Consider the following 24,194-nt stretch of genomic DNA (forward strand, 5'->3'; position numbering starts at 1 on the left):
GCGGCGCCGCGGGTGGTCAGCGGACGGCGTCGCGCACGCGCTGCTCGGCGCGGCCCAGACCGTCGATCTCGAGCGTGACGACGTCGCCCGCCCGCAGGTAGGGGAAACGCCCGGACAGGGCGACGCCCTGCGGGGTGCCGGTGTTGATGAGGTCGCCCGGCTCGAGGACCATGTACTGCGACAGGTGGTGCACGAGGTACGCGACGTCGAAGATCATGTCGGCCGTCGTCGAGTCCTGGCGGGGCTCGCCGTTGACCCAGGACCGGAGCCCGAGGTTCTGGACGTCCACCTCGTCGGCGGGGACGAGCCACGGGCCGAGCGGGTTGAACGTCTCGCAGCTCTTGCCCTTCGACCACTGACCGCCGGAGACCTTCATCTGGTAGTCGCGCTCGGAGACGTCGTGCGACAGGACGTAGCCCGCGACGTGGTCGAGCGCCTCCTCCGGGGACGACAGGTAGCGCGCCCGGCGACCGATCACGACGCCGAGCTCGACCTCCCAGTCGACCGTCGTCGCGCCGGGCGGCACGAGCACGTCGTCGTGCGGGCCGACGACCGTGTTCGAGTGCTTCCAGAAGACGATTGGGACGTCGGGCGGCGTCGAGCCGGACTCGGCGGCGTGCTCCGCGTAGTTCATCCCGATGCAGACGACGGCCGTCGGCCGGGCGACGGGCGCGCCGACGCGCAGCTCGTCGGCGCCGTCGAGCACGGGCAGCGCGCCCGCGGCGAGCGCCGCGCGGACCCGGCCGACGCCGTCGGCTGCGAGGAACTCGCCGTCGATGTCGCGGGTGAGCGGGTCGAGGGAGTGCACGACCCCGTCCTCGCGGACGGCGGGACGCTCCTGGCCGAGGGGGCCGAGTCGGACGAGCTGCACGGGTGGGTCTCCTAGGTCGGGGCGGGTGGCGCGGGTCTTCAGGCGAGGGCGCGCGCGTGGTCCGGGTTGACGATCGACGGCACGGGGCGGCCCGCGAGGAAGTCGACGGCGTTGCGCGCGGCGTGCACGGGAAGGTCCTGCATGGCCTCGGGCGAGAACCACGCGGCGTGCGGGGTGAGCAGCACGTTGTCCAGGGTGCGCAGGCGCGAGTCGGCGGGCAGCGGCTCGGTCGCGTAGACGTCGAGCGCGGCCGAGCCCACGTGGCCGGACGCGAGCGCGTCGGCGAGCGCGTCCTCGTCGATGAGCGGCCCGCGGCACGTGTTGACGACCCGCACGCCCGGCTTCGCGGCGGCGAGCGTGCGGGCGTCGAGCAGGTGGCGCGTCGACTCGGTGAGCGGCGCGTGCAGCGTGATGACGTCGGCGCGCGCGACGGCCTCGTCGATCCCCACGGCCTCGTGCCCGTCGGACGCCACGGCCTGCGGGTCGACGAACGGGTCGTGCACGAGCACGCGGTAGCCGAGCGCGCGGGCGGAGCGCGCGACCTCGGAGCCGATCCGCCCGTACCCGATCACGGCGACGACGGTGCTGGACAGGCGCGCGGCGTGCTGCGCCGTCGGGGCCCACGTGCCCGCGCGCAGCGCGCGGTCGTAGGCGACGAGGCCGCGGTCGAGGGTGAGGATCATCGCGACCGTGTGGCTCGCGACCTCCTCGATGCAGTAGGTCGGGGTGTTCGCGACGGCGACGCCGCGCTCGGTGGCGGCCGCGACGTCGACCATGTCGTAGCCGATGCCCATGCGCGAGACCATGCGCACCCCGCCCGGCCCGGCGACGGCGTCGAGCACGCGGGCCGTGATCGGGGCCCACTGCACGACGAGCGCGGAGGGCGCGGACCCGCTCGCGGCGGCCTCCTCGACGGCGGCGATCACCTCGTCCTCGGTGCGCGCCGCGGCGCGCACGGCCCGCAGCCCGGCGGCGGTCAGGGTGTCCTCGCACGCGGTCCCGGGCAGGTCGCAGTCGGTGATGACGACGGTGTCGGCTGTCATGCAAGGAATGCTATAGCAAATAGCACCCCCGACCAACCCTCGGGTCGGTCGGATGCTATAGCGTGGGCTCATGACCCTTGCCCCGGACGGCGCCCGCCGCCGCCTCGCCCTCGTCACCGGCGCCAGCTCCGGCATCGGCGCCGCCACCGCCCTCCAGCTCGCGCGCGACGGGCACGACGTCTGGCTCACGTACACCGGCGGCGAGGCCGGCGCGCGCGCCACCGCCGCCCGCTGCGAGGAGGAGGGCGCCGCGACCCGCGTCTCGCGCCTCGACCTGCGCGACACCGCGTCCGTCGAGGCGCTCGTCGCCGAGGTCACCGACGCCTGGGGACGCCTCGACGTGCTCGTCAACAACGGCGGCGTGTGCCCGTACCGCGCGCTCGACGACATCGAGCTCGACGAGTGGGACCTCGTCATGGAGACGAACGCGCGCGGCACGTTCGTGCTGTCGCGGGCCGCGCTGCCGCTGCTGCGCGCAGACCGGCCCGAGCCCGCGGGGGCGACCGTCACGCCCGACGAGCGGACCGCGCGCGACCGCGCGATCGTCAACCTCTCGTCCATCGCGGGCGAGCAGGGCGCGCTCAAGACCGGCGTGCACTACGCCGCGAGCAAGGCCGCGATCCTCGCGATCACGCGCTCCTTCGCGCGCATCCTCGCGAGCGAGGGCATCCGCGTGAACGCCGTGACGCCCGGCCCCGTGACGAGCGCCATCACCGACCAGCTCGCCCCCGACGCCCGCGCCGGGCTCACCGCGTCCATCCCCCTCGGGGACTTCGGCACGCCCGACGACGTCGCGTGGGTCGTCGCGTCCCTCGCCTCCCCGCGCGCCGGGTTCGTCACCGGCGCGACGTACGACGTCAACGGCGGCGTCCGGATCGACTGACCGCCGGTCCGTCGCGACACTCGCCCACCCCTGCCCGAGGAGGCACCCATGAGCACGTCCCCGTCCGCCGTCGTCACCGCCCAGGTCGACGCCTTCAACGTCCGCGACCTCGACGGTTTCTGCGCGACCTACGCGCCCGACGCCGTCGTGAGCGGCGTGACCCCCGAGCCGATCGTCGGCCGCGACGCCCTGCGCGCGTTCTACGCGGGCCGGTTCGAGGACACCGCGCTGCACTGCGTCATCGACGCGTCCGTGACGTTCGGCGACCGCTGGCTCGTCGCGCGCGAGCTCGTCACCACGTCGAACGGCACCGGCGAGACCGTCGCGACGTTCGAGGTCCGCGACGGCCTCATCACCCGCGCGAGCATGGTCAAGGGCTGACGCCCTGGCCGCGTCCTCCCCGTCGCACGGGCGTAGCCGCCCAGCGGTCCCGTGGGTCCTCCGCTCGGTCGCCGCCGCGAAGACGGGACGAGAGGCGAGAAATGGCCCCTGTCGCCAGCCTGCCAGGGGCCACAACTCACTTCTCGCATCGACGATGCGGGGGCTCGTCGGGTTCCTGTACCCCAGGTCAGGTAAGGCCGTAGCGCGCGTCGAGGTCGGGGTCGTGGGGCGGGTTGCCGAACGACGCGGTCCAGGCGCCGTCGGCGGCGATCGACTGGCCGGACACGTAGCAGGCCTCGTCGGACAGCAGGAACGCGACGAGCGCCGCGATCTCGGCGGACTCGGCGATGCGGCCGAGCGGCGGGCCCTCGGCGAGGGCGCGCTCCTCGGCGGCCGGGTCGGCCGCGCGGGCGATCTGCGCGTCGAGGTGCGGGGTGCGCACCCCGCCCGGCGCGACGGTGTTGGCGCGGATGCCGTACCGCCCGTACGTCACGGCGACGGAGCGCGCGAGCGCGTCGATGCCGCCCTTGGTCAGCTCGTAGGCGGCGTGGTCGGCGAACGCCGCGCGGCCGTGGATCGAGCCGATGTTGACGATCGACCCGCCGCTCACCTGGTCGGTGAACGCCTCGACGGCGGCGGCGCAGCCCCAGAGGTAGCCGAGGCCGTTGATCTCGACGACGTCGCGCGCGTCCTGCTCGACCTGCGTCGCCCGCTCCGGGTCGGCGAGCGCGTGCAGCGGCGTGCGGACGGTGATGCCCGCGTTGTTCACCCATCCGGCGAGCGGCGCGAGGTCGCGCGCGGTCCGCGCGGCCTCGCGGTGCGCCTCGCGGTCGCGCGAGTCCCCCAGCACGACGGCGGCGCACACCCCCTCCTCGACCGTCCCCGAGCCCGGGGTGCGCTCCAGCCCGACGACGGTCCACCCGTCGGCGGTGAGGCGCGCGGCCACGGCGCGGCCGATGCCCTTGCCGCTGCCGGTGACGACGACGCTGCGACGCTCGCTCACGGGTCCAGCCGAAGGTCCGGTCACGGGGCTGCCTCCAGGTCGAAGCGGTCGGGGTCGAGCGTGAAGCCCAGGCCGGGCACGTCGGGCGGGGTGGCGTGGCCGCCGTCGAACACGGGACCGCCGCGCACGAGCAGCGGCGCGGGGTCGTAGGGGTTGCCCGCGGGCGAGCGGTCGAACGTCTCGACGCCGATGCCCGCCGCTCCGCCCAGGTGCACGCTCACCTCGGGGTACACGTGGCTGGACACGACCTTCCCCCGCGCCGCCCACGCGCGCACGAGCGGGTCGGCGGCCGTGATGCCGCCGATCGCGACGACGTCGACGCGCGGCACGTCGAGCGCGCCCAGCGCGTCGAGCCGGGCGAAGACCTCGGGGTCGGTGACCTCGTCGCCCACGGAGAGCGGCAGCCCGGACGCGTCGCGGACGCGCGCCGCGCCGGCCGCGTCCTCGGGCAGCAGCGGGTCCTCGAGCCACGCGAGCGCGGGCGCGCTCTCCCCCGCCGCACCCGTGACGCCCCACCCGTCGAGGTCCGCGAGCGCCTCGTCGGCGTCGCGCCAGCCGAAGCCCACGTCGACCACGACGCCGCTGCGCCCCGCGACGGTCGGGCGGCCGGTGACGTCGGGCAGCTCGGCGCGCAGGATCGCGAGCAGGTCGCGCATGAGGGCGCGGTCGGGCGAGCGCGAGATCTTCAGCAGCGGCCACCCGGCGCGCGCGTGGGCGAGCACCTCGTCCGCGACGTCGCGCGCGGTGCGGCCGGGCGTCGGGTAGGCGGCGACGAGGATCGTGGGGCGTGGCGCGGCGGACGTCGTGTCGCCGGGCTCCGCCGCCGACGGGTGCGTCGACCCAGGAAGGTGCGGGCCGTCGTCGAGCAGGGACCACACCGGACGCCCGGCGAGCCGGCCCGCGAGGTCCCACAGCGCGACGTCGACCAGGCCGATCGCGCGCCGCACAAGACCCACGCGGCCGACGATCGCGGACCCGCGCAGGGCCGCGTCCCACGCGGCGCCGACGCTCTGGCGCGCGGCGACGCCGTCGGACGCGACGACCTCCCGGCCCACCACGTGCGGGGCGACGAGCCGGTCCACGAGCTCGGCCATGGGCGCCTCGCGCGTGAGCGCGTACGACTCCCCGGCGACGGTGCGGCCGTCGTCCGTCTCGGCGACGACGCGCACGCCGACGTACTCGCGGCGCTCGACCGTCATCGCGCCGAGGCGCAGCGGCTGCGGCAGCGGGACGACCGTCGTCGCGGTGCGGACGGCGACGACGCGCGCGGCGGTCCCCACGCTCACTCCGGCTTCTTGGCGAGCGGCACGCCGTAGTCGACGAGGAAACCGCCGTCGACGTAGACGGTCTGCCCGACCATGTACGCGGCCTGGTCGGACACGAGCCAGCTCACCGCGTTGCCGATCTCCTCCGGCTGGGCGAGCCGGCGGGCGGGGATGCGCGCGAGGATCGTCTCCTCCGAGAGCGTGCCCTGGGCGACGCCCTGGCGGAACACGCCCGTGTCGATGTACCCGGGCGCGACGGCGTTGACCCGCACGCCGCGCGCGGCCCACTCGGCGCCCGCGGTCGCGGTGAGCCCGATGACGGCGGCCTTGGTCGTGGAGTACGGGGCCCGGCCGGCGGAGCCGCGGGCCGAGACGGACGAGATGTTGACGACGGCGCCCCGGCCCGCCGCGAGCATGTGGCGGCCCGCGGCCTGGAGGCACGCGAAGACGCCGTGCAGGTTGACGTCCACGACGGCCGACCACTCGTCCCACGTGAGGTCCTCGAGCGCGCGGTGGCGCTGGATGCCCGCGTTGTTGACGAGCGCGTCGATCCCGCCGAACGCCGCGGCGAGGTCGTCGAACGCGGCGCGCACGGCGGCGTGATCGGTGACGTCGAGCGGGGCCCAGACGAGCCCGGCCGCGTCGGGGACGGCACCGAGGTCGAGCGCGGGGAGGTCGTGCTGCACGACGTCCGCGCACACGACCCGGAACCCGTCGGTCGCGAGACGCTCGGCGACGGCACGGCCGATGCCGGCCGCTCCCCCGGTGACGACGGCGAGCGGGACGCGCGGGGCGTCGGGGGCGGGGGTGGTCACTGGTCCTCCTCGGGGACGGGACGGGTCGGGGGCGCGGCGGACGTCGGTGCGGCGGGCGTCGGTGCGGCGGGTGCCGCGTCGCCGGGGGGCCAGGTGGCGGCATCGGCGAGCACGTCGTCGACGACGGCGCACGCGTGCCGCTCCAGGCGTTCGAGCGAGCCCGGTGCGAGCGGCGACTGCCACGCCTGGTAGGCGCCGACGTCGTACGCCTCGCGGGTGGGCAGGTAGACGAAGCCGGGGCCGTTCGTGAGGTTCGCGACGACGACCGGCCGCGTCCCGGCATGGGCGCGCACGGTGCGCTGGAGGCGCGAGTACGCCTCGCCCGGGTGCGCGACGAGCAGCGCCTCGCCGACGCGCCACACCCACGTGGGGTGCTGGACGGTCGGGCCGGTGACGTAGCCGTCGCGCAGGTTCCGCGCGCGGCGCAGACGCTCCTCGCGCGAGCGCGGGTCGATGTCGGCCCACTCGGCCTCGAGCTCGTCCCACGTCGGGAGGTCGCGCAGGTCGAGCGTGACGGGCTCCGTCACGGCGGCGAGCGTGCGGGCATCGGGCCGTGCGTCAGGCTGGGCGTCGGTGCCGGTGCCGGGGCCGGGGAGCGCGGCCGAGGGCGCGGGCTCCCAGACCGCGAGCGGCGCGCCGGACTCGACGACGTGGGTCAGCTCCAGCTCCGTGCCCGGCGGCGGGAGCTCCGCGAGCGCCGCGAGCACGGCATGGCCGAGCGACGTGCCGTGCCGGTCCGCGACGACGGTGTCGCCCGTGTACTGCTCGCGCGGCGCGAGCTCGCCCGACGCGCCCTGGAGGAACGCGACGGGGGCGCCCGTCTCGCGCTCGACGAGGTCGCGCATCGCGCCCACGTAGTCGGGCGAGACGAGCCGGTTCTGCCAGGCGAGCGTCGTGGGGTGGCACGCGTAGTTGACGATCGTCGCGAGGGTGACGTCCTCGCCTGCGGGCGCGGCGCCGTCGGGCCGCGTCTCCCCGGCGGGCGCCGGGCGTGCGGTGAGGCGCCCGACGACGACCGTGTCGTCCGCGGGGTCGGCGCCGGGCGAGCGCGGGGTGCCGGCGTCGGGGTTGAAGCCGACGAGCGGCCGGGGCGGCGTGCTCTCCGCAACGGCTCCCGCGGCCGTCCCCGCGTCCCCGGCCGCGCAGCCGTCGAGCAGCGCCTCGCGGTTCGACGCGAGGCCGCAGCGGCCGGTCGTCCACTCGAGGGTCGCGGGCCGGAGGGACGCGATCGCCTCCACGGCGGCGTCGGCCGCTGCGCGCGCGAGGTCGTGCAGGTAGGCGACGCCGCGGTCGCCGCCCGCGAGGTCCGCGTCGCCCGAGCAGAGGACCGGCCCGGCGTGCGTGTGGGAGAGGGAGACGAGCAGGCGCTCGACGGGCAGCCCGGTCGCGTCGAGGACGGTCGCGCGCAGGGTCGCCTCGTCGTCGACCCGGCGCCACCAGGTGCCGTCGATCGTCACGAGGACGAAAGGCTCGGAGGCCCCGGGGTCGGGGCGCTCCTCCGCGAGCGCGACGGCGGTCAGTGTCATCGCGCGGTGGGCGCCCTCGGAGACGTCCCAGTCGGCCGGGCCCCAGTTGCGCGCCCGGATACCCGGGGCGGGCGTGACGTCGCGGACGGCGACGCCGGCCAGGCCGACGAACGCGGGGACGGGGGCCCGCGTGTGCAGGGCGACCATCGCACCTCCTCTGGGCTCGGGAGTGCCGATGCTATAGCATGTAGTCCGGTCGGGACGCCCCCGGGACGGCACCGTGGCCGCTATCCTTCAGCGGCGCCCCACCCTCGACGATCCGAGCCCGCCGCCCCCACGACACCACGGAGAAACCATGGCGCTCAAGAGCGTGCCGGACCAGAACGTCGCCGACCGCGTCACGGTCGAGCTGCGCGAGGCGATCTTCAGCGGCGACCTCGCCCCGGGTGAGCGGCTCGTCGAGCGCAAGCTCGCCGAACGCCTCGGCACGAGCCACATCCCGGTGCGCGAGGCACTGACGCGGCTGACCCAGGAAGGCCTCGTCGAGCGGCTCCCCCACCGCGGCGCACGCGTCGCCGCGCTCACGAGCCGCGACCTCGAGGAGATCTCGAGCCTGCGCACCCTGCTGGAGCAGTTCGCCGTCGTGCGGGTCCAGGACGCCTGGGACCCGGCGAAGGAGGCGAAGCTGCGCAAGACGGTCCAGCAGATGGTCCAGGCGGCGGAGAAGGGCAGCAACGCCCGCGTCTTCGAGCTCGACCGACGCTTCCACGAGCAGCTCTGGGAGATGGCCGACCACCGCATGCTCATGACGCTCAACGCGCAGCTCCGCAGCCGCATCACCGGCTTCCTGCGCGCCGCGAACGCCGCGCTCGAGCCCGAGGCGCGCGTCGCGCACGCGCGCACCCACGACCTCATCGTCGACGCCATCGCGGGCGGCGACCCGGGTACGGCCCAGCGCGTCATGGCCGAGCACATCGGCGAGGCCGCCGCACGCCTCGCGAGCCACACGGACGACGAGGCCGAGCCCGCCGCGGCGAACGGCTGACCGCCGCGGCGTCCGCGCCGTGCTGCGACTCTCGCGACCCCGGGCCGCCTAGGGTCGCGGGATGGACATCGTGCGCGCCGCCGAAGCGTTCGCCGCCTGGGCGCGGACGCATCCCCAGGACTTCGGCGAGTGGGAGACGGACGACCCGGAGTGGCCCGTGGCGTACGACTGCGCCCGGGCCTTCCTCAACGACCGACCCTTCCCGGAGTGGAACGACGCAGAGAAGAGTTCCTTCCTCTCTCTGCTGGCGCGTGACAACGAGGTCGAGGAGCTGGCGGACCTGCTCTCTGAGCACCCGGCGACGCTGGCCGGCGTCGCCGAGCACGTCTGCGCTGCGCCGGAGTGCGCGGAGCCCGACGCACGGTGGCAGATCGCGGCGTATCTTCCCGCCATCGGGCCTGATGCGACCTCGCTGCTCCTGACGCTCTTCGCCGACGACGACGAGTACGTCCGGCGTCGCGCGCTGCTGTCGCTCGGCACGCTCCGGGCACCGGCCGCGGAACGGTGCGCCGTCGCCGCCTGGGAGTCCGGTCTCGAGCACCAGCGGATCGTGGCGCTGCACGTCCTGCACGAGGTGGGCTCACCCCGGTTCGCGACGTACGCGGCGCTCGCGGCGGACGACCCGCGCCCGTCCGTCCGGCAGGCGGCCCGTCGGCTCGGCTGATCAGGCGGGCGGGAGCCCGGATGGCGGCACCGCCGCCATCCGGGGCGTTCGTGCGCGCCCAGCCCGGCCCGCACGGTCCGTCGCGTCGCACGCCGACGGTCGTCCCGCGACCCTACTTTTGCTATAGCATCCCGTCAACACCGGCCCGGACCCTGGACTGCCATGCACCTGCGCACCGCCACGCCCGACGACGTCCCCGCGCTCTTCGCGCTGTGGGACCGCGCCTTCGACGCGCCGCTCATGGTGCCGGTCTACGAGACGGACGACGGCCGGCTCGACCGCACGCACGTCGCCGTCGACCCGGACGACGGCCGCGTCGTGGGCTCGGTGTACTGGACCCCGCGCGAGCTCGGCGGGCCCGACGGCGGCACCCTCCGGGCGGGCGGCGTCGCGAACGTCGCGACCGCCCCCGAGGCGCGGGGCCGGGGCCTCGTCCGCGCGCTGCTCGCGCGGGCCGTCGAGCAGATGGAGCAGGACGGCGCGGACGTCGCGCTGCTGTTCACCGGCACCCCGGACGTCTACCGGTCGAGCGGCTTCGAGACGTTCGACGTGCCGCTCCGGCGCGGTGCACCGCGTCCGGTCAACGAGGTGGACACCGGGCGCGACGACCTCGACGACGACGGGCTCCCGACGGACGCCGCGCCGTCGGGCCTCGTGAGCGACGCCCCCGTGCGGACCCGCACCGACCGCCTGCCCGGCGTCCCGTGGCCCGCGTGGTCGGTCGCGCTGCGGTGGGAGCAGCTCGCCGTGCTGCACGACGCGTTCGACACCGTGGCGGACGGGCCGCGCCCCCTCGCCACCCGACGCACCGCCGAGCACTGGGAGCAGCGCATCCCGCTCTGGTACTCCGGCTCCGAGGTGTTCACCGCACGAGCCGCCGAGGGGGAGGTCGTGGGCTACCTCGTCCTCGAGCCCGAGCCGGACGTGCTGAAGGTCCGCGAGCTCGGCGTCGACCCGGCGTCGGACCGCGCGCACGACCTCGTCGACGCCCTCGCTCGCACCACGCTCCACCGTGCGCACCTGCACGGCGCCCCCGCCGTCGAGGTGCGCCTCCCCGCGCACGCCCTGACCGACCGCTTCGCCGCCGCGGTGCTCGACGCGCCCGTCGTCGCGACCGACACGACGGGGATGCTCCGGCCCGTCCGCGCGGCGGCCGACGTCGTCGCGCACCTCCGCGACGCCGCCGCGGCCGGGGTGGGTTTCCACTGGCCCGGCGACTACCTCTGACCGACTGACCCACCCCACGAGGTAGAGCCCCGGTCCGCCGAGGTAGAGCCCTGGTCACGCAACCGGGGCTCTACCTCGCGTAACCACGGCTCTACTCGCGCGACCACGGCTCTACCTCGCGCGACCACGGCTCTACCTCGGCGTCGTCGGCACGTGCGCTCCCGTCAGAAGGCACTTGCTATGGCAGTTTTCGAGGCGGCACAGCGGTCTGACCTGCGCGGATGCGGGCTCGCTTGCTCTTGACGATGCCATAGCATCCCGCTACTCTCCGAGTGTCCGGTTCACCGTCGCAACGACGCGCACGAACCCGCTGACCCCCGACCCAGCACCGGAACCGCACGACCCCCGCAGCACCGCTCCCCCGGAACACCCCGCAGCCCCGGGCCGCCGGAGCCACCGCGTCGCCCGCCCGCACGGCGTCCTCCCGACGTCACGAAGGGTGCCCCCGTTGTCCACTCCCCCATCCCAGACCCGCCCCGCGTCCGACGACACCGGCGCGACCGACCCCACGACCGCCGAGGCGGCGTCGTCGCCCTCGCGCCGCCACCTGCTGCGCGTCGCCGGCATGGCCTCGCTCGCCGCGGGTGCCGTCGCGCTCGGCACCGGCAGCGCCCATGCGACGCCCCTCGTCGGCACGCTCCCCGCGGGCAAGAACGACACGCCCGACGACGAGGTCCTCGTCGCCGCCTCCGTCGCCGAGCTCACCGGCTGGAAGGCCAAAAAGCTCGACGACGGCGCCGTCGCCCAGCTCCTCGGCCACGCGACCCCGGGCGACGGCGCGGCCCGCCTCGTCCGCTACGACGCGAGGTCCACCGCGACCCCGAACGGCGGCACCGTCCTCGCCCCCGGCGACGCCGGTGCCACCGGCCGCTGGCACACCCTGCACGCCGGCACCGCGGACTTCCGCTGGTTCGGACTCTTCGGCCCCGAGAACCCCGCCGACGACGCCCTCGACGCCCTCGTGAACGACCCCAGCATCACCCGCATCGAGGCCCGCACGGACCTCAACTTCACCCGGCGCCACACCTACACCCGCTCAAACCTCGAGCTCGACTTCGGCGGGCGCACGGTCACGACGGAGGGGATCGAGCGCAACGCCCACGACAACCCGTTCGGCGCGGTCCTGTTCTTCCAGGGTCGCGTGACGGACGAGACGCAGCAGCGCACGCTCGCCGCGACGCTCCCCGACCTCACGGACGTATTCGAGGTCGCGGACGCGGGCGCGTTCGCCGTCGGGCAGTGGTGGGCGCTGCGCTCGGACGAGCGCCCGGGCGGCGGCGGGGACGAGCGCGAGCTCCAGCGCCTCGTCCAGGTCACGCAGGTGCTCGACGCGACGCACGTGCGCGTCGACTACAAGAACGGCTGGGAGCTGCCCGCGGGGCGCGTGCTCACCTGGACGCGCGTCGAGCCCGTCGAGCAGGTGCACGTGCGCGCGATGACGTTCCACGGCTCCGGGCCCTTCGACGGCCCGGCGAACGGGGAGCTGCCCGACGACCGCGAGATGACCGGCTCGCACCCCGTCGCGTTCGAGTACGCGGTGCGCTGCGACGTCTCGGACGTGCACGGCCACCGCACGTGGTGGCCGGTGATCATGCGGCGCTGGAACACCCATTTCGTCACGGAGCGGTGCTCGGTCGCCAACCCGCCGACGGTGTTCTACGGCGGCGCCGGCTACCTCACGCAGCAGATCTACTGCCTGTACGGACGGGTCTCCGACTGCACGAGCCACAACGCGCGGCACCTCAACGACCTCACGGCGTCGGCGTACTGCCTCGTGGAGAACTGCCACGGCGACGGGGACGACCAGGGCGGCAACCCCTTCACGACCCACGGCCAGTACGAGCACGACCTCGTGTTCGTCGGCAACAGCGGGCTCATGGACATCGCCAACTCGGGCGGTCAGTGGGGCACGGCGGCCAAGCGCATCACGGTCAAGCACCACACGTGCTCGTGGTTCGTCGCGGGCACCAAGATCACGGACCTCACGCTCGAGGACGTGCACGTCGTCGCGCGCTCGACCTTCGACCCGCAGGCCACGCTGACGATCAACGCCGACGGCGCGCAGGTGCGCGGCTGCACGGCCGGCTTCTTCGCCGTCGGGCAGCGGTCGTCGCTGTCGCGGCGCCCGACGGTCGTCGAGGACTGCGCGTTCGAGCTTCCTGCGGGGTCCGTGCTGCACCAGACGCCGGTGACGAACCCCGTGCACTTCGTGCGCACCCGCATCACCGGCGTGGACGGCACGATCCTGCGCGGCGCCGGCCCCGTGACGTTCACCGACTGCGAGCTCGTCGGCGGCACGGACGACGCCCCGGCCGCGCCCGTCGACCTCGGCTCGGCGGACGTCACCGTCACGGGCGGGTCGTGGCAGGGCGTGGGGGTGCGGCTCAGCGGCGCACGCGACCAGCGGCTCGTGCTCGACGGCGTCCGGGCCGCGGGCACGACGACGGCCGGGGCCCTCGTCTCGCGCGGCACCGGCGCGGGGGCCGTGGACGTCACGCTCCGCGGCGCCGACCTGCGGGCCGCCGACGGCACCGCGCACGTCGCGCTGCGGGCGGGCGACCGCTACGCCGCGACCGGGTCGCGGTTCACGGGCGGCCGCCTCGACCTGCCCGACGGCGTGCGCGTCCTCCATGCCCGCAACGTCGAGACCGGCGTCGACCGCGCGGGGCTGCCGACCGCGGGCGACGGCGTGCTCGTCGACGCGAACCTCACCGTGTGACCCGCCCGGGCGACGCCCGGGCACCCTGTTCCCGCCTCCCCACCGACACCCGCGCCGTCGCGCCGGGCCGACGAAAGGACACCCCCATGACCCTCGAGACCACGACCGAGCCGACGACGGCCGCGACGGGCGAGGCCGCCCAGCCGCCCTCGCGGCGCAACCTGCTGCGCGTCGCCGGCATCGCCTCCCTCGCCGCGGGCGCCGTCGCCCTCGGCAGCGGCAGCGCCCACGCGGCGCCCCTCGTCGGCGCGCCGCTCGCGGCGAAGAAAGGCGACAAGCCCGACGCCGAGGTCCTCGTCGCCGCCACCGTCGCCGAGCTCACGGGCTGGAAGGCCAAGAAGCTCGACGACGGCACCATCGCCCAGCTTCTCGGCCACGCGACCCCCGGCGACGGCGCCGCCCGGCTCCTGCGGTACGACGCGAGGTCCACCGCCGCCGCCAACGGTGGCACCGTCCTCGCCCCGCAGGACGCGGGAGCCAAGGGCCGCTGGCACACCCTGCACACCGGCACCGGAGACTTCCGCTGGTTCGGCCTCTTCGGCCCCGAGAACCCCGCCGACGACGCGCTCGACGCCCTCGTGAACGACCCGAGCGTCGCCCGCATCGAGGCGCACACGGACCTCAACTTCACGCGGCGCCACACGTTCACGCGCTCGAACGTCGAGCTCGACTTCGGCAACCACCTCATGACGACCGAGGGCATCGAGGACGCCGGGCAGGACGACCCCTTCGCGGCCGTGCTGTTCTTCCGCGGGAAGGTCACGGACGACGTCCGGAAGAACACCCTCTCGGCGACGATGCCGGAGCTGCGCGACGACTACGAGGTCGCGGACTCCTCGCAGTTCGAGGTGGGCCAGTGGTACGCGGTCGAGGTCAACGCGCTCGCCGGCCGGTGGGAGCGAGAGCTCCAGCGCCTCGTCCAGATCACGCAGGTCGTCGACGCCACCCACGTGCGCGTCAACTACAAGGCGGGCTGGTCGCTCGCGAAGGGCCGCACGCTCACGTGGACGCGCGTGGAGCCCGTCGAGCAGGTGCACGTCCGCAACCTCGCGTTCCGCGGCCGGCCCGACGGCGACCAGTACACCGGCTCGCACCCGATCGCCTACGAGTACGCGGTGCGCTGCGACGTGGAGAACGTGCACGGCGTCGCGACGTTCTGGCCGCTCGTCATGCGCCGCTGGAGCACGTTCTTCCGCACGGCGGGCTGCTCGCTCACCAACCCGGCGTCGGTCACGTGGGGCGGCGCGGGCTACCTGACGCAGCAGATCTACTGCAACTACGGGCACGTCGTGGACTGCCACACGACCAACGCGCGGCACCTCAACGACTGGACCGCGTCGTCGTACGGGCTCGTGGAGAACTGCCACGGCGACGGCGACGACCAGGGCCCGTTCGTCACGCACGGCCAGTACGAGCACGACCTCACGTACGTGGGGAACTCGGGGCTCATGACGTTCGCCAACTCGGGTGCGGCCTGGGGCGGCGCGGCCAAGCGCATCACGGTGACGCGGCACGTGTGCTCGTGGTTCGTCGCACGCGTCAAGGTCACCGACCTCACGCTCGAGGACGTGCAGGTCATCCGCAAGGACGGCCTCGCGGGCTCGGGGATGCTGTGGGTCAACGCCGACGGCGTGCAGCTCCGCGGCTGCCAGGCCGACGACACGCTGATCATCTCCCAGGCCTCGGCGCTGTCGAAGCGGCCCAACGTCATCGAGGGGTCGCGCTTCGCGGTCCTGCCGGACACCGCGATCACCCAGGCGAACGTCACGAACCCGGTGCACCTCGTGCGCACGACCCTCAACGGGCTGAAGAACGCGTCGTTCGCCGGGAAGGGCCCCGTCGTGCTGGACACGTGCACGCTCGAGGCGGCCGAGGGCGAGGGCACGGTGACGGCGAGCGGCGACCTCACGGTGCGCGGCGGCGTCGTGCGCAACGTCGCGGTCGTCGCGGCGGGTGCGGCCGAGCAGACCGTCCGGCTCGACGGCGGCGCGCGGCTCGAGGGCAAGCCCGCGGGCGGGAGCTTCCTGCGCCGGGCGAAGGCGGACAAGCCGGTCACCTGGGCGCTGGACGGCGTCCGGAGCACCGCGCCGTCGGGCGACACTGGGCACGTGAACCTCGACGCCGGTATCAACAACTGGTCCGCCACGGGCTCGACCTTCGCGGGCGGGACCCTGGCGCTCGCACCGTCCGCCCTGGGCGGCGACTCGTTCGTCCTGCACAGCGGCAACGTCGAGCAGGGCGTCACCCGCACGGCGTTCCCCGACGACGGCGACCGCGTCGTCACGACGGGCAACCTCGTCGTCTGACCCGAGGGTCGGCACCACCCGGCCTCTCCTCCGCGCTCCTCGTCGCCGGACGACGAGGAGCGCGGAGCAGGCCGGCGCTCCCCCGCGCGAGGTGAGACGACGAAGGGGCCGGGGGTGGTGAGTGCGGGTCGTGGCGGGCCTGGCGGGAGCGCCGCGAGGAACGAGCAGCGCGGATGGTAGACCCGCACTCACCACCCCCGGCCCCGGCCCACGACGACCACCGCGTCGGCAGCCCGCGCCGCGGGACGAAAGGTCACAACTCCGCATCGCGTCGTGGGCGAGTTAACACGAGCGCCGATCTGGCGTAACATCGGCATGGCAGGCTTGCTATAGCAAATAGCAAACGAGGCCTGCCAGGGGCGGGAGACCCCCGCCCCGCAGGACCATCGCAACGGAGCAAGGACCGCACACGTGACCCCCACCCCCCAGCCTGTCACCGTCGCCCTCGTCGGCGCCGGGAACCGCGGACAGACGTACGCGCGCTGGATCGCCGAGCACCCGGAGCGCGCCCGACTGGTCGCCGTCGCCGACCCTCGGGCGCACCAGCGCGGGCTCGTCGTCGACCAGGCCGTCGCGGCCCAGGCCGCCGCGGCCCAGACCGGCGGTCCCGCCGACCCGGCCGTCACGCCGGCCGCCACCACCGCCGCCGCGCTCGCGGCCGACACGTCCGCGCCCGCCGTCGGCCTGGGTGCGGCGCTCCCGCAGGTCGCGGAGTTCGCCGGCTGGCAGGACCTCGTCGCCGCCGGCGATGCCGACCGGGCCGCGGGGGGCACGGGCCGGGTCGCGGACATGGTGATCGTCGCGACGCAGGACCGGGAGCACCGCGACCCCGTCGTCGCGCTGGCGCCGCAGGGGTACGCGATCCTCGTCGAGAAGCCGCTCGCGCCGAGCCCGGAGGAGTGCCGGGACGTCGTCGACGCGGTCGAGGCGTCGGGCGTGCTCTTCGGCGTCTGCCACGTGATGCGCTACATGCCGTACACGGACCTCGTGAAGTCCGTCGTCGACTCGGGCGTCCTGGGCGAGATCGTCAACGTCCAGCACCTCGAGCCCGTCGGCTGGTGGCACGACGCCCACTCCTACGTGCGCGGCCCGTGGCGCTCCGAGAAGACGTCGAGCCCGATGCTCCTCGCGAAGTCGAGCCACGACCTCGACTGGATCCGCTACGTCACCGGCAAGCGGATCGCGACGGTCGCGAGCTTCGGCTCCCTGAAGCACTTCCGGCCCGAGGAGCGGCCCGCGGGCGCGGCGGACCGCTGCCTGGACTGCCCGCTCGAGCCGACGTGCCCGTACTCCGCCCCGCGCCTGTACCTGTCGACGCTGCGCGAGAAGGGCCCGATCTGGCCGGTCGCCGTCATCACGGACGCGACCGACGAGGCGGGCGTCGTCGAGGCGCTGCGCACGACCGACTACGGCCGCTGCGTCTACGCCTCGGACAACGACGTCGTCGACCACCAGGTCGTCGCCATGGAGCTCGAGGGCGGCGGCGCGGCGACGTTCACCATGACCGCGTTCTCCGAGCAGGACCACCGCAAGACCCAGATCTTCGGCACCCACGGGTGCCTCGACGGCGACGGGGAGAAGGTCCGCGTGACCGACTTCCGCGACGGCAGCGTCACCGTGCACGACGGCGGCCACCACGGCGCCACGAACGCCGCCGACGACCACGGCGGCGGCGACTCGGGGGTGATGGACGCGTTCGTGCGCGCCGTCGCGACGGGGGACCCGAGCCACGTCCGGTCGGGCGCCGTCGAGTCCTTGCAGAGCCACCTCGCCGTGTTCGCGGCCGAGGAGTCGCGCCACCGGCGCACCGTCGTCGACGTCCCGGCGCGCTGACGCGCCGGGCCCGACGACCGCACCACTACAGCACCACACCGCCCAGCAGCACCCCCACCCCCACCCGCCCACCCGGGCGGGACCTCACCAAGGAGACACGTCGATGACCCTGCGCACGACGAAGCGCCTCTGGACCGCCGCGCTCGCGGTCGGCACGCTCGGCGCGCTGAGCGCCTGCGCCGGCGGTGCCGGCGCCGGCAGCTCCACCCCCACGCCCGAGGACGGCGCCGCGTCCGGCTCCGTCACCATGTGGACGTACCCCGTCATCGCCGACGAGGCCGCCCACAAGGCCTTCTGGGACGAGCAGGTCGCCGCGTTCCAGGAGGAGAACCCCGACGTCGACGTCAAGGTCGAGATCTACCCGTGGGCCGGCCGCGACGAGACGCTCGCGACCGCGATCGCGGGCAACAAGGGCCCCGACGTCGTCTACCTCATCCCGGACCAGATCCCGAAGTACGGCAAGTCCCTCGCGGCCGTGGACAACTACGTCACGGACCAGGTGGGCGACCTGCGCGAGAACGCGTCGAAGGCCGTCACGGTCGACGGCGCGATGCTCGGCTCGCCGCTGATCATGAACAGCAAGCCGCTCGTGTGCAACGCCGCCGCGTTCGAGGCCGTCGGCGAGGCGGGGAACTACCCGGAGACGTGGGACGACCTCATGGCGCTCGCGCCGACGTTCCAGGCCGCCGGCTACGACGTCACCAACTACTGGGGCTCGGTCGACGCGACGCTCAACGAGTCCTTCTACCCGCTGCTGTGGCAGGCGGGCGGGTCCGTCTTCTCCGAGGACGGCTCGTCGGTCGCGTTCGACTCCCCCGAGGGCGTCGAGGCGCTGCAGTTCGCGGTCGACCTCGCCGAGGGCGGGTACATCGAGAAGGACCTGCTGACGACCATCCCCGCGTTCGAGCAGACGAACACCGCCAAGGGCAAGATCGCGTGCACCTGGCAGCAGGGCCCGGCGGACGTCGCGGGCTTCTGGGGCGAGGAGAACGTCGTCGTCCTGCCGCCGCTCAAGGAGGCGGAGGCGGTCGCGTTCGGCACCGTCGGCTCGCTGTCCGTGCTCAAGACGGCCGACAGCCTCGACGCCGCGGGCAAGTGGGCCGCGTTCGCGACCTCGCCCGAGGTGAGCGCCGAGTACGCCAAGGCCGCCGGCTGGTTCTCGCCGTACGAGAGCGAGTCGGGCCTCTACGCCGACGACCCGGTGCTGTCCGCGCTCGAGGAGACGCTCCAGTACACGACGGCCGGCGAGGTCAACGAGAAGTCCCGTGAGGTCATGGGCGTGCTCGCCCCGGAGCTCCAGGCCGCGCTCATCGGCGAGAAGACGCCGGAGCAGGCCCTGAAGGACGCGGCCGCGGCGGCGAACCCGCTGCTCGGCTGACCGACGCCGCGGCGCGGGCAGCCGTCCCCCTGCTGCCCGCGCCGCGGTACCTCGCGGTACGAGAGGAGAACCCATGACCGCGACCGCCCCCACCTCGGACGGGCTGACCGCCGACGGGCCCGACCGGCGCCCGACGCCGTCGAGGCCCTCGCGCGGCACGACCCGCCGCGTCCTGGAGCGCCGTGAGGCGAGGATCGGCCTGCTGTTCGCCCTCCCCGCGTTCCTGCTGTTCCTGCTGTTCCGCTTCGGCCCGGCGATCGCCGGCGTCGCGCTGAGCTTCTTCGACTACACCATCGGCGTCGGCGCCGAGTGGACGGGCGTCGAGAACTTCCGGCGCATGGTCGACGACCCGATCTTCTGGTCGGCGCTGCGCGTCACGGTCGTGCTGAGCGTGCTCATCGTCCCCGTGTCGCTCGCGATCTCGACGTTCATGGCGCTCATGGTGCGCCGCTCGTTCCGCGGCTCCGGCTTCTACCGCTCGGTGTTCTTCCTGCCCGTGGTCACGAGCCTCGTGCTCGCCGCGACCGTGTTCACCTGGGTGTTCTCCACCAACGGCCCGTGGTCGAAGCTCATGGGGGCGCTCGGGTTCTCGACCGACTCCTGGCTGGGCGACACGCTGCTCGTGCTGCCCGCGCTCGCGATGGTCGCGATCTGGTCGCGCTTCGGCTACGGGATGCTCATCCTCCTCGCGCGCATGCAGGACCTGCCGCGCGAGCTCGAGGAGGCCGCCGCGATCGACGGCGCCGGGCCGTGGAAGCGGTTCTGGCACATCATCGCGCCGCAGCTCAAGCCGACCCTGTTCTTCCTCGCCGTCATCGAGACGACGGCGTCGTTCCAGATCTTCGACCTCGTCTACGTGATGACGGCGGGCGGGCCCGCCCGGGCGAGCTACAACCTCGTCTTCTACATCTACGACCAGGGCTTCAAGTACTTCGACCTCGGCTACGCGAGCGCGCTCGGCGTCGCGCTGTTCGTCGTCACGCTGGTCGTCGCCCTGATCCAGCGCTACGCCATCGGGAGGGACAAGTGACCGCCGTCGACCCCACCACCACCGGGCGGGTGCTCGAGGGCGCCGCGATGCCCGTGCGCCCCACCGCGACCCGCCGCCGGCGCGGCCGCAAGGGCGCGAGCGACCTGTCGCTGCGCGGCAAGGTGCTGCGCTACGTCGTGCTCTCGCTCGCCGCCGTCGTGACGATCTTCCCGTTCTACGCGATGGTCGTGCTGTCGCTGAAGCCGGCCGCCGCGATCGACTTCCCCGCGTCGCTCCTGCCGACGAACCTCACGACCGAGGCCTACGGGCGCGTGCTCGGCGCGGGCAACATCGGCACCTGGCTCGTCAACACGCTCGTGTACTCCGTCGTCTCCGTCGTCGCGGTGCTGCTGCTCGCGTCGATGGCCGGCTACGCGTTCGCGAAGAAGAAGTTCCCCGGGCGCGAGGCGATGTTCTGGTCGTTCCTCGCGATGGTCATGGTCCCGTACCACGTGACGCTCATCCCGACGTTCATCCTCATCGCGCAGGCGGGCGGGCTCGACACGTACTGGGGCCTGATCCTGCCGACGCTCGCGAACGCGCAGGCCGTGTTCCTCATGCGGCAGTTCATCCTCGACCTGCCCGACGAGCTGTTCGAGGCCGCGAAGCTCGACGGCGCGTCGGAGTGGCGTATCTTCCTGCGCATCGTGCTGCCGCTGTGCAAGCCGATCCTCGCGACGCTCGGCACGTTCGTCTTCCTGTGGCACTGGAACGACTTCCTGTGGCCGCTCATCATCGGCCAGGGCACCGACCACTGGACGCTGACCGTCGGCATCGCCTCGCTCCAGCAGCAGGACGTGCCGCTCAACATGGTGCTCGCGGGCGCCACCATCTCGTTCGTTCCGATCTTCGCCTCGTACCTCGTGGCCCAGCGCTTCTTCGTCGAGGGCGTCACCTCGTCCGGCATCAAGGGATGACTCACCACATGACCACGCAGACCAGCACCACCGCTCTGAAGGCCCCGACGTCCGTCGCGGAGCTCGAGGAGCTGCTCACGACGCCGTCGCCCGCCCTCGTGGAGGACCTGGCCGCCCGCTCGGGCGACCTCGTCATCCTCGGCGCGGGCGGCAAGATGGGCCCGAGCCTCACCGTCCTCGCCCGCCGGGCGCTCGACGCGGCCGGGCGCACGGGCGACGCCGTGCACGCCGTCTCGCGGTGGTCCGACCCCGAGCAGGCCGACCGTCTGCGCGACGCCGGGGTGAACGTCGTCGCGGCCGACCTGCTCACGCCGGACGCGGACCTCGCCGCGCTGCCCGACGGCGCGGACGTCGTCTACATGGTGGGCGCCAAGTTCGGCACGTCGTCCGCGCCGTCGCTCGCGTGGGCCGCGAACGCGGCCCTCGTGCACGACGTCGCGCGCCGCTACGCCGACTCGACCATCGCGGCGTTCTCCACCGGGAACGTCTACCCGCTCGTGCCCGTCGAGTCGGGCGGGTGCTCCGAGGAGCACCCCGTCGGGCCGGTCGGCGAGTACGCGATGAGCTGCCTCGGGCGCGAGCGCGTGCTCCAGCACGCCGCGCTCTCGCGCGGCACGAAGGTCGTGACGATCCGCCTCAACTACGCCGTCGACCTGCGCTACGGCGTCCTGTTCGACGTCGCGTCGCCGATCCTCGCGGGCGAGCCCGTCGACCTCACCACCGGGCACGTCAACGTCGTGTGGCAGGGGTACGCGAACGAGGTCGCGCTGCGCTCGCTCGCGCTCGCGTCGTCGCCCGCGACGGCGATCAACCTCACCGGACCGGAGACGGCGTCGGTGCGGCGCCTCGCGGAGCTCCTCGGCCGCGGCCTCGACCGTGAGGTGTCGTTCACGGGCGAGCCCGCCCCGACGGCGCTGCTCAACGACGCGACGCGCTGCCACGAGCTGTTCGGCTACCCGCAGGTGCCGCTGCGCACGCTCGTGGACTGGCAGGCGCAGTGGCTCGCGGCCGGGCTGCCGACGAGCGGCAAGCCGACGAAGTTCGCCGTGCGCGACGGGGCGTTCTGATGACGGCCCCCACCACCCCCTCCGCGGCGTCGGCCACCCCGCGCCTCGCCGACGACGTCGCCGCGCTCCTGCGCGCGGGGACCGTCATCCCGGCCCAGCCCCTCGCGCTCGACGCGGACCGCCGCCTCGACGAGCGCCGCCAGCGCGCGCTCACGCGGTACTACCACGCGGCGGGCGCGGGCGGCGTGGCCGTCGGGGTCCACACGACGCAGTTCGAGATCCGCGAGCACGGGCTCCTGCGGCCCGTGCTCGAGCTCGCGGCCGAGGTGTCGCGCGCGACGGTCGCGGGCGACGCGCCCGCGGGCTCGCTGCACACCGGGCCCCGCCCGCTCGTCCAGGTCGCGGGCGCGGCCGGCGACGTGCGGCAGGCCGTCGCGGAGGCGGAGCTCGCGGCATCGCTGGGCTACGACGCGGTGCTGCTCGCGCCGCGCGTGCCCGGTCTCGCCGGCTCGCGCGAGGAGGTCGAGCGCGTGCTGCTCGACCGCGCCCGCGCCGTCGGCGAGGTGCTGCCCGTCATCGGGTTCTACCTCCAGGAGGCGATCGGCGGCCCGCGCCTGTCCGTCGGCTTCTGGCGCGAGTACGCGTCGATCGAGGCGGTCGTCGCGATCAAGGCCGCGCCGTTCCACCGCTACCGGACGATCGACGTGCTGCGCGGCGTCGCCGCGTCGGGTCGCGGCGACGAGATCGCGCTGTACACGGGCAACGACGACGCGATCGTCGCCGACCTCACGCAGCGCCTCGACGTCCCGGTGACCGACGCCGAGGGCCGCGCCTCGACCTTCACGGCGCGGTTCGTGGGCGGCCTGCTCGGGCAGTGGGCGGTCTGGACCCGGGGCGCGGTCGAGACGCTGGCCCTCGCGCACGCCGCGCACGGCATCGGTCCCGACGGCGGGGCCACCGTGCCCGACGCCGCCGCCCTCGCGACGCTCACCGCGCGCGCGGCCGGCCTCACCGACGCGAACGCGGCCGTCTTCGACGCGGCGCACGACTTCGCGGGCGTCATCGCGGGCGTGCACGAGGTGCTGCGCCGCCAGGGCCTGCTCGACGGCATCTGGTGCCTCGACCCGGACGAGACCCTCTCCCCCGGGCAGGCCGACGAGCTGACGCGCGTGACGGCGTCGTACCCGTGGCTCGCCGCCGCGGACGACGCGCTCGTCGCGGAGCACCTCGAGGACTGGCTGCGATGACCGGCGCGCCCGGCCCGGAGACCGTCGCTGGCCCCGGCCCGGGAACCGGGGCGGCCCGGGCGGTCGTCGCGGTCGCGCCATGGCTGCGCACCGAGCTGTTCGCCCCTGACGTGTGGGAGCGCCTGGCGGGCGCGGGACCGTTCGACGTCGTCGACGACCCGCGCGCGCTCGGCGCCGCGCTCGACCGGCTGAGCCCCGCGGCGCGCGACCGCGTCGACGCACTCGTCGTCTCCTGGGGCACGCCGCCCCTGGACGCGGACCTCCTGGACCGGCTCCCCGGCCTGCGGCTCGTCGCGCACACGGGCGCCTCCGTCAAGCCGTTCGTCACGCCCGCGCTGTGGGAGCGCGGGGTCCGCGTGACGCAGGCGGGCCAGGCGATGGCACGCCCGGTGGCCGAGGTCTCGGTGACGTTCGCGCTCGCGCTGCTCCACCAGGTCCCCGCGTTCCACAACGCCCTGCACGACGGCGTCCCGTGGGCCGACGCCGAGGCCGCACCCCCGCGGTACGAGATCGCGGGCACGCGCGTCGGCGTCGTCGGGGCGTCGCGCACCGGGCGCGCGGCGATCGCGATGCTGCGCGCGCTCGGCGCGGAGGTCGTGGTCGCCGACCCGACCCTCTCCCCCGCCGACACCGCCGCGCTCGGCGCGACCCTCGTCGGGCTCGACGAGCTGCTCGCGACGAGCCGCGTGACGATGCTGCACGCACCCGTGCTGCCCGAGACCCACCACCTGCTCGGCGCACGCGAGCTCGCGCTCCTGCCTGACCACGCGGGCCTCGTCAACACCGCGCGGTCGTGGCTCACGGACGAGGACGCGCTCGTCCGGGAGCTCGCGAGCGGGCGGATCAGCGCTGCGCTCGACGTCTACGACGCCGAGCCGCTGCCCGAGGACCACCCGCTGCGCCGTCTGCGGAACGTGCTCCTCACGCCGCACCACGCCGCCGCGACCGTGCAGGGCCGGCTCGCGCAGGGCGCGATCGTCGTCGACGAGCTCGAGCGCTTCCGCGCCGGGGAGCCGCTGGTCCACGAGGTGCGCGAGGCCGACCTCGACCGCATGGGCTGAGCCCGCGGCGGGCCGGGTCGGAGCGCGTCGCAC

20 protein-coding genes are annotated in these 24,194 nt (G+C 74.6%); 14 read left to right on the plus strand and 6 right to left on the minus strand.

The window, feature by feature from the left end; all coding sequences use genetic code 11:
* Window positions 1-16 precede the first annotated feature (16 nt).
* Together B9L22_RS02390 and B9L22_RS02395 are read right to left on the minus strand one after the other, a co-directional pair.
* Window positions 17-871, minus strand: a complete 855-nt coding sequence (locus tag B9L22_RS02390) for a fumarylacetoacetate hydrolase family protein (protein WP_086149070.1) — start codon at window positions 869-871, stop codon at window positions 17-19.
* A 38-nt stretch (window positions 872-909) separates the two neighbouring features.
* Complete coding sequence (locus B9L22_RS02395) at window positions 910-1,914, minus strand: C-terminal binding protein (protein ID WP_086149071.1); 1,005 nt, start codon at window positions 1,912-1,914, stop codon at window positions 910-912.
* A 70-nt stretch (window positions 1,915-1,984) separates the two neighbouring features.
* Between B9L22_RS02395 and B9L22_RS02400 the strand changes: the two genes are divergently transcribed.
* Window positions 1,985-2,797 carry an SDR family NAD(P)-dependent oxidoreductase gene (locus tag B9L22_RS02400; protein WP_086149072.1) on the plus strand — a complete coding sequence of 271 codons (813 nt, stop codon included), beginning with the start codon at window positions 1,985-1,987 and terminating at the stop codon, window positions 2,795-2,797.
* Window positions 2,798-2,845: 48 nt separating this feature from the next.
* Window positions 2,846-3,178, plus strand: coding sequence for a nuclear transport factor 2 family protein (locus B9L22_RS02405; protein WP_086149073.1), 333 nt, complete (start codon window positions 2,846-2,848; stop codon window positions 3,176-3,178).
* A 187-nt stretch (window positions 3,179-3,365) separates the two neighbouring features.
* On the opposite strand, the gene B9L22_RS02410 is transcribed toward B9L22_RS02405, so the two are convergent.
* The 4 genes from B9L22_RS02410 to B9L22_RS02425 are packed head-to-tail and all read right to left on the minus strand — an operon-like array spanning window position 3,366 to window position 7,934.
* Window positions 3,366-4,181 (minus strand): SDR family NAD(P)-dependent oxidoreductase, encoded by an 816-nt coding sequence (locus tag B9L22_RS02410; protein ID WP_086149074.1) that lies wholly within the window; start codon window positions 4,179-4,181, stop codon window positions 3,366-3,368.
* A 20-nt stretch (window positions 4,182-4,201) separates the two neighbouring features.
* Window positions 4,202-5,467, minus strand: coding sequence for an enolase C-terminal domain-like protein (locus tag B9L22_RS02415; RefSeq protein ID WP_233139607.1), 1,266 nt, complete (start codon window positions 5,465-5,467; stop codon window positions 4,202-4,204).
* Window positions 5,464-6,261, minus strand: coding sequence for an SDR family NAD(P)-dependent oxidoreductase (locus B9L22_RS02420; RefSeq protein WP_086149075.1), 798 nt, complete (start codon window positions 6,259-6,261; stop codon window positions 5,464-5,466). Before B9L22_RS02420 ends, B9L22_RS02415 begins: the two co-directional genes overlap by 4 nt.
* The gene (locus B9L22_RS02425; protein WP_086149076.1) at window positions 6,258-7,934 is read right to left on the minus strand and encodes a hypothetical protein; all 1,677 of its coding nucleotides are present in this window, start codon (window positions 7,932-7,934) and stop codon (window positions 6,258-6,260) included. Before B9L22_RS02425 ends, B9L22_RS02420 begins: the two co-directional genes overlap by 4 nt.
* A 148-nt stretch (window positions 7,935-8,082) precedes the next feature.
* Between B9L22_RS02425 and B9L22_RS02430 the strand changes: the two genes are divergently transcribed.
* From B9L22_RS02430 to B9L22_RS02485, 12 genes are all read left to right on the plus strand, one after another.
* Window positions 8,083-8,772 carry a GntR family transcriptional regulator gene (locus B9L22_RS02430; protein WP_086149077.1) on the plus strand — a complete coding sequence of 230 codons (690 nt, stop codon included), beginning with the start codon at window positions 8,083-8,085 and terminating at the stop codon, window positions 8,770-8,772.
* Window positions 8,773-8,833: 61 nt separating this feature from the next.
* A complete protein-coding gene (locus tag B9L22_RS02435; protein WP_086149078.1) occupies window positions 8,834-9,436 on the plus strand; it encodes a HEAT repeat domain-containing protein in 603 nt (200 codons plus the stop codon).
* A 162-nt stretch (window positions 9,437-9,598) separates the two neighbouring features.
* Window positions 9,599-10,663, plus strand: a complete 1,065-nt coding sequence (locus B9L22_RS02440) for a GNAT family N-acetyltransferase (RefSeq protein ID WP_086149079.1) — start codon at window positions 9,599-9,601, stop codon at window positions 10,661-10,663.
* A gap of 448 nt (window positions 10,664-11,111) precedes the next feature.
* A complete protein-coding gene (locus B9L22_RS02445) occupies window positions 11,112-13,382 on the plus strand; it encodes a peptidase C14 (RefSeq protein WP_198947181.1) in 2,271 nt (756 codons plus the stop codon).
* Window positions 13,383-13,468: 86 nt separating this feature from the next.
* Window positions 13,469-15,688, plus strand: a complete 2,220-nt coding sequence (locus B9L22_RS02450) for a peptidase C14 (RefSeq protein WP_198947182.1) — start codon at window positions 13,469-13,471, stop codon at window positions 15,686-15,688.
* Window positions 15,689-16,099: 411 nt separating this feature from the next.
* The gene (locus B9L22_RS02455) at window positions 16,100-17,521 is read left to right on the plus strand and encodes a Gfo/Idh/MocA family protein (RefSeq protein ID WP_086149080.1); all 1,422 of its coding nucleotides are present in this window, start codon (window positions 16,100-16,102) and stop codon (window positions 17,519-17,521) included.
* A 103-nt stretch (window positions 17,522-17,624) separates the two neighbouring features.
* Complete coding sequence (locus B9L22_RS02460; protein ID WP_034652420.1) at window positions 17,625-18,899, plus strand: sugar ABC transporter substrate-binding protein; 1,275 nt, start codon at window positions 17,625-17,627, stop codon at window positions 18,897-18,899.
* A 73-nt stretch (window positions 18,900-18,972) separates the two neighbouring features.
* A complete protein-coding gene (locus B9L22_RS02465; RefSeq protein ID WP_081895826.1) occupies window positions 18,973-19,929 on the plus strand; it encodes a carbohydrate ABC transporter permease in 957 nt (318 codons plus the stop codon).
* Window positions 19,926-20,846 carry a carbohydrate ABC transporter permease gene (locus B9L22_RS02470; protein ID WP_232422954.1) on the plus strand — a complete coding sequence of 307 codons (921 nt, stop codon included), beginning with the start codon at window positions 19,926-19,928 and terminating at the stop codon, window positions 20,844-20,846. The genes B9L22_RS02465 and B9L22_RS02470 overlap by 4 nt, the downstream gene beginning before the upstream one ends.
* An 8-nt stretch (window positions 20,847-20,854) precedes the next feature.
* Window positions 20,855-21,913 (plus strand): NAD(P)-dependent oxidoreductase, encoded by a 1,059-nt coding sequence (locus B9L22_RS02475; protein WP_086149081.1) that lies wholly within the window; start codon window positions 20,855-20,857, stop codon window positions 21,911-21,913.
* A complete protein-coding gene (locus tag B9L22_RS02480; RefSeq protein ID WP_198947183.1) occupies window positions 21,913-23,100 on the plus strand; it encodes a dihydrodipicolinate synthase family protein in 1,188 nt (395 codons plus the stop codon). Before B9L22_RS02475 ends, B9L22_RS02480 begins: the two co-directional genes overlap by 1 nt.
* Window positions 23,097-24,161: a hydroxyacid dehydrogenase gene (locus tag B9L22_RS02485; protein WP_086149082.1), complete on the plus strand. Its 1,065-nt coding sequence runs from the start codon at window positions 23,097-23,099 to the stop codon at window positions 24,159-24,161. The genes B9L22_RS02480 and B9L22_RS02485 overlap by 4 nt, the downstream gene beginning before the upstream one ends.
* Window positions 24,162-24,194: the final 33 nt, after the last annotated feature.

The sequence above is a fragment of the Cellulosimicrobium sp. KWT-B genome (assembly GCF_002127155.1).
In the GTDB taxonomy this organism is placed as follows: Bacteria; Actinomycetota; Actinomycetes; order Actinomycetales; family Cellulomonadaceae; genus Cellulosimicrobium; species Cellulosimicrobium funkei.

Excerpts from the sequence above, each read along its gene's own strand:
- B9L22_RS02395 (WP_086149071.1), bottom strand. The coding sequence starts at position 1,914 with ATGACAGCCGACACCGTCGTCATCACCGACTGCGACCTGCCCGGGACC.
- B9L22_RS02400 (WP_086149072.1), top strand. The coding sequence starts at position 1,985 with ATGACCCTTGCCCCGGACGGCGCCCGCCGCCGCCTCGCCCTCGTCACC.
- B9L22_RS02405 (WP_086149073.1), top strand. The coding sequence starts at position 2,846 with ATGAGCACGTCCCCGTCCGCCGTCGTCACCGCCCAGGTCGACGCCTTC.
- B9L22_RS02425 (WP_086149076.1), bottom strand. The coding sequence starts at position 7,934 with ATGGTCGCCCTGCACACGCGGGCCCCCGTCCCCGCGTTCGTCGGCCTG.
- B9L22_RS02430 (WP_086149077.1), top strand. The coding sequence starts at position 8,083 with ATGGCGCTCAAGAGCGTGCCGGACCAGAACGTCGCCGACCGCGTCACG.
- B9L22_RS02435 (WP_086149078.1), top strand. The coding sequence starts at position 8,834 with ATGGACATCGTGCGCGCCGCCGAAGCGTTCGCCGCCTGGGCGCGGACG.
- B9L22_RS02440 (WP_086149079.1), top strand. The coding sequence starts at position 9,599 with ATGCACCTGCGCACCGCCACGCCCGACGACGTCCCCGCGCTCTTCGCG.
- B9L22_RS02450 (WP_198947182.1), top strand. The coding sequence starts at position 13,469 with ATGACCCTCGAGACCACGACCGAGCCGACGACGGCCGCGACGGGCGAG.
- B9L22_RS02460 (WP_034652420.1), top strand. The coding sequence starts at position 17,625 with ATGACCCTGCGCACGACGAAGCGCCTCTGGACCGCCGCGCTCGCGGTC.
- B9L22_RS02465 (WP_081895826.1), top strand. The coding sequence starts at position 18,973 with ATGACCGCGACCGCCCCCACCTCGGACGGGCTGACCGCCGACGGGCCC.
- B9L22_RS02475 (WP_086149081.1), top strand. The coding sequence starts at position 20,855 with ATGACCACGCAGACCAGCACCACCGCTCTGAAGGCCCCGACGTCCGTC.
- B9L22_RS02480 (WP_198947183.1), top strand. The coding sequence starts at position 21,913 with ATGACGGCCCCCACCACCCCCTCCGCGGCGTCGGCCACCCCGCGCCTC.
- B9L22_RS02485 (WP_086149082.1), top strand. The coding sequence starts at position 23,097 with ATGACCGGCGCGCCCGGCCCGGAGACCGTCGCTGGCCCCGGCCCGGGA.